Annotated in this window: 4 protein-coding genes and 1 pseudogene; all 5 read right to left on the bottom strand. The window is 63.5% G+C overall.

What is annotated here, in order from left to right; genetic code table 11:
* Positions 1 to 227 (bottom strand): GTP-binding protein (locus tag VK519_RS02330; protein WP_324347285.1); only part of this gene is annotated, 227 nt, incomplete at its 3' end.
* 49 nt (positions 228 to 276) lie between these two features.
* A complete protein-coding gene (gene fusA / locus VK519_RS02325; protein WP_324347283.1) occupies positions 277 to 2,394 on the bottom strand; it encodes an elongation factor G in 2,118 nt (705 codons plus the stop codon).
* A 51-nt stretch (positions 2,395 to 2,445) separates the two neighbouring features.
* On the bottom strand, positions 2,446 to 2,913 hold the full coding sequence (rpsG, locus tag VK519_RS02320; protein ID WP_250625403.1) for a 30S ribosomal protein S7: 468 nt from the start codon (positions 2,911 to 2,913) through the stop codon (positions 2,446 to 2,448).
* A 12-nt stretch (positions 2,914 to 2,925) separates the two neighbouring features.
* Complete coding sequence (gene rpsL / locus VK519_RS02315) at positions 2,926 to 3,306, bottom strand: 30S ribosomal protein S12 (RefSeq protein ID WP_250625402.1); 381 nt, start codon at positions 3,304 to 3,306, stop codon at positions 2,926 to 2,928.
* Between the two features lie 174 nt (positions 3,307 to 3,480).
* Positions 3,481 to 5,322: pseudogene (locus VK519_RS02310) on the bottom strand (DNA-directed RNA polymerase subunit beta'); the annotation flags it as partial.

Here is a 5,322-nt window from a genome sequence, read left to right as displayed (position 1 = left end):
TGGCGCACCGCGGATTCATATTCCACGTGGGCGGTCGAGATCGTGATGCCGCGTGCCTTCTCTTCCGGCGCGGCGTCGATCTGGTCGTAACCCTTGAATTCACCACCGAAGCGCTCGGCGCCGATCTTGGTCAGCGCGGCCGTCAGCGTCGTCTTGCCATGGTCCACGTGACCGATGGTGCCGACGTTGACGTGCGGCTTGGTGCGTTCGAATTTACCCTTTGCCATGACTAAAAACCTCTAAAAAAGAACGGTGTTGGATGGGAGGAGAGCCTTATCAGGCCCTCTTCATGACCTGCTCGGCGATGTTGTTCGGCGCCTCGGCGTAATGGTCGAATTCCATCGTGAACGTGGCGCGGCCCTGCGTGAGCGAGCGGATGGTGGTCGCGTAACCGAACATCTCGCCCAACGGCACCATGGCGTCGATCGTCTTGCCCGATGGCGTGTCTTCCTGGCCGGAAAGCATGCCGCGACGACGGCTCAGATCGCCCATGACGTCACCGACATAGTCTTCCGGCGTGACCACTTCGACCTTCATGATGGGCTCGAGCAGTACCGGCGACGCCTTCGCGAAGCCCTGCTTGAACGCCATGGAGGCGGCAAGCTTGAACGCCATTTCCGACGAGTCGACGTCGTGGTACGAACCGAACACGAGCTTGACCTTCACGTTCACCACCGGGAAGCCCGCGAGCGGACCGCTGGTGATGGTTTCGCGCAGGCCCTTCTCGACCGAGGGGATGAACTCCTTCGGGATCACGCCGCCGGTGATGTCGTTGATGAACAGGAAGTCGTCCTTCACGCTCGAATCGGCACGGTCGGCTTCGGTCATCGGGGAGAGCTCGATCACGACGTGACCGTACTGACCCTTACCGCCGGACTGCTTGGCGTGCTTGTAATCGGATTTGACGTCCGACGAACGGATGGTCTCGCGGTAGGCCACCTGCGGCTTGCCGACGTTCGCTTCCACGTTGAACTCGCGGCGCATGCGATCGACCAGGATGTCCAGGTGCAACTCGCCCATGCCCGAGATGATCGTCTGGCCGGATTCCTCGTCCGTACGCACGCGGAAGGACGGATCCTCCGCGGCCAGGCGACCGAGGGCAACGCCCATCTTCTCCTGGTCGGACTTGGTCTTCGGCTCGACGGCCATCGAGATCACCGGCTCCGGGAACGTCATCCGCTCCAGGGTGATGATGTGATCCTGCGCGCACAGCGTGTCACCGGTGGTGACGTCCTTCAGGCCGACCGCGGCGGCGATGTCGCCCGCGCGGACTTCCTTCAGTTCATGACGCTCGTTCGCGTGCATCTGCAGCATGCGGCCGACGCGCTCTTTCTTCGACTTGACCGGGTTGTACACCGCATCGCCGGCATTCAACGTGCCCGAATAGACGCGGAAGAACGTGAGCGAGCCGACGAACGGATCGGTCATGATCTTGAAGGCAAGCGCTGAGAACGGGGCGGCGTCACTGGCTTCGCGATGATCTACCTTCTCGTCTTCGTCCAGGCCAGCCACCGGCGGACGGTCGGCCGGCGACGGCAGCAGGTTCACCACCGCGTCGAGCATGGCCTGCACGCCCTTGTTCTTGAACGCGGTACCGCAGAAAACCGGGATGATTTCGCTGGCAAGCGTGCGCGTGCGCAGGCCGAAGATGATTTCCTCTTCAGTGAGGTCACCACCTTCCAGGTACTTGTTCATCAGGTCTTCGTTGGCTTCCGCAGCGGCCTCGATCATGAAGGCACGCTCTTCCAGGGCCTTCTCAAGGAGATGGGCCGGGACGTCCTGGTATTCGAACTTCATGCCCTGGGATTCCATGTCCCAGATGATCGACTTCATCTTGATGAGGTCGACCACGCCTTCGAAGTTGTCCTCGGCGCCGATCGGCACCTGCATCGGCACGGGGTTCGCACCCAGGCGGGCCTTCAGCTGCTCGACGACCTTGTAGAAGTTGGCGCCGGTGCGGTCCATCTTGTTGACGAAGGCAAGGCGCGGCACGTGGTACTTGTTGGCCTGGCGCCAGACAGTCTCCGACTGCGGCTGCACGCCGCCGACGGCGCACAACACGAACACGGCACCGTCGAGCACGCGCAGCGAACGCTCGACTTCGATGGTGAAGTCGACGTGCCCCGGGGTGTCGATGATGTTGAAGCGGTGCTCGGGCAGCGAACGATCCATGCCCTTCCAGAATGCCGTGGTGGCAGCGGAAGTGATGGTGATGCCGCGCTCCTGCTCCTGCTCCATCCAGTCCATCGTGGCCGCACCGTCATGGACTTCGCCAATCTTGTGGCTGACGCCGGTGTAGAACAGGATGCGCTCGGTGGTCGTGGTCTTGCCGGCATCGATGTGGGCCATGATGCCGAAGTTGCGGTAGCGCTCGATGGGGGTGGTGCGTGCCACGTCGTCGATCCTCAAAAACGAAAGCGGGTATATGGGGTACCCGCGTGCTGATTACCAGCGGTAGTGCGAGAAGGCCTTGTTGGCTTCCGCCATGCGGTGCGTTTCTTCGCGCTTCTTGACGGCGCCGCCGCGGCTTTCCGCGGCTTCCAGGAGCTCGGCGGCCAGCTTGCGCGGCATGGACGTTTCGCCACGCTTGCGGGCGGCGTCGATCACCCAGCGCATGGCCAGGGCCATACGGCGGCCGGGACGCACTTCGACGGGCACCTGGTAGGTGGCGCCGCCGACACGGCGGGACTTCACCTCGACTGACGGGGCGATGTTGCCCAGGGCCTTTTCGACCAGGGCGACCGGCTCGGCGTTCTTCTGGCCGATCTGCTCGAGTGCACCGTAGACGATGGCTTCGGCGACCGACTTCTTGCCGGATTTCATCACCATATTGATGAAACGGGCGATCAGCTGGCTGCCGTGCTTGGGATCCGGGAGGACCAGACGGGCGGGATGTGAACCTTTACGCGACATTTGGAGGATCCTTTACTTGGCAGCTTTCGGGCGCTTGGCGCCGTACTTCGAACGCGACTTGCGACGCTTGGTGACGCCGGCGCAATCGAGCGTGCCGCGTACGGTGTGGTAACGAACGCCCGGGAGGTCCTTGACGCGACCGCCGCGGATCAGGACCACGGAGTGCTCCTGGAGGTTGTGGCCTTCGCCGCCGATGTAGCTGATGACTTCATACCCGTTGGTCAGGCGCACCTTGGCGACCTTGCGCAGGGCCGAGTTCGGCTTCTTGGGGGTGGTCGTGTACACGCGCGTGCAGACGCCGCGACGCTGCGGGCTGCTCTGCAGGGCAGGCGAAGCGCTCTTGTAGGTCTTCGGGCTGCGGTTTTTGCGCACCAACTGGTTGACTGTCGTCATGCGAAGCTATTCCTGAGAAACATAAAGGCAGACCGATCAAGCTCGGTCTGCCAAGAAGCGGGAATTTAACATGGGCAGCCTGCACCAGCAAGCTAGGCCCTGCCGTCCTTGTCCCGAACACGAGGCGCATCCATGCGCCTCATTTCGTATGTAACCGAGTAAGGAAACTGCGCCTTATTCGGCGGTATCGCTGCTGACCGGGGCTTCGGAGAAGGACAAGCCGGACGAGGCACCGGTGAGGGTATCGAGGTCCGCTGCCGAGAGCCCACCCGAACGGCGGCGCGCGGCGTGATACGCCAGGCCGGTGCCTGCAGGGATAAGACGGCCAACAATAACATTTTCCTTAAGGCCCCGCAACATGTCACGGGTGCCGCGGACGGCCGCCTCGGTCAGGACGCGGGTGGTCTCCTGGAAGGAGGCCGCCGAGATGAACGACTCGGTCGCCAGCGATGCCTTGGTGATGCCCAGCAGGACCGATTCGAACTCAGCCGGACGCTCGTTGCGGCTGGCCGCACGGTTGTTTTCCGCGTTGATGCGGACCCGCTCGACCTGCTCGCCACGGAGGTAGTGGCTTTCACCCGGATCGGTGATCTCGACCTTGCGCAGCATCTGGCGAATGATCGCTTCGATGTGCTTGTCGTTGATCTTCACACCCTGCAGGCGGTAGACGTCCTGGATCTCCTTGGTGAGGTAGGCCGCGAGCGGCTGCACACCCAGCAGGCGCAGGATGTCGTGCGGATTCGGCTCGCCGTCGACGACGGTTTCGCCCTTCTCCACGTGCTCGCCTTCGAACACGATGACCTGGCGCCACTTGGGAATCAGCTCTTCGTGCTCGTTGCCGTCGACGTCCTTGATCACCAGGCGCTGCTTGCCCTTGGTGTCCTTGCCGAAGCTGACCACGCCCGAGCGCTCGGCGAGGATCGCCTGCTCCTTGGGCTTGCGCGCTTCGAACAAGTCCGCCACGCGCGGCAGACCGCCGGTGATGTCGCGGGTCTTGGAGGTTTCCTGCGGGATACGGGCAACCACGTCGCCCACGCCCACTTCGGCTCCGTTCTGGATCGAGACGATGGCGCCGGCCGGCAGGAAGTACTGCGCCGGGATATCGGTACCGGGGAGCTTGAGCTCGCGGCCCTTGGCATCTTCCAGGCGCACGATCGGGCGAAGGTCCTTCGCCTGCGTGCCGCGACGCTTCGGATCGGTGACCACCGCGCTTTCAAGGCCGGTGAGCTCGTCCGTCTGCGACTGCACGGTGACGCCATCGAGGAAGTCGATGAAACGCACCACGCCTGCCACTTCGGCGACGATCGGATGGGTATGCGGATCCCAGTTGGCGACCGTCTGGCCAGCCTTGACCGGGTCGCCATCCTTCACGGCGATGGTGGCGCCGTAAGGCACCTTGTAACGCTCGCGCTCGCGACCGTTGGCATCGAGCACGCTCACTTCGCCCGAACGCGACACCGCGACCAGGTTCCCACTGGCGTGCTGCACGTGCTTGAGGTTGTTGAACTTGACCGAACCGGTCGTCTTGACCGTGACGTTGTCGATCGCGGCGGCCCGCGAAGCCGCACCACCGATGTGGAACGTCCGCATCGTGAGCTGCGTGCCGGGTTCGCCGATCGACTGCGCGGCGACCACGCCGACCGCTTCGCCATGGTTGACGGTATGGCCACGGCCAAGGTCGCGGCCGTAGCAATGCGCGCACACGCCGAACGAACTGGCGCAGGTGATCGTCGAGCGTACCTTGATCGACTGCACGCTGGCGTCTTCGAGCTTCTGCACCCAGGCCTCGTCGAGCAGCTGGTTGCGGGTGACGATCGGTTCGTCATCGTTGCCTGGCAGGAACACGTCCTCGGCCACGATGCGGCCCAGCACGCGGTCGCGCAGCGGCTCGACCACGTCGCCGCCTTCGACGATCGGGGTCATGGTGAGACCTTCCATCGTGCCGCAGTCGGTTTCGGTGATCACCACGTCCTGTGCCACGTCGACCAGGCGACGGGTCAGGTAACCGGAGTTCGC

The organism is Pinirhizobacter sp. (assembly GCF_035317885.1).
GTDB lineage: Bacteria > Pseudomonadota > Gammaproteobacteria > Xanthomonadales > Rhodanobacteraceae > Pinirhizobacter.
Note: the sequence above shows the minus strand (reverse complement) of the source record. Positions and strands in the feature narration are given on the sequence as shown.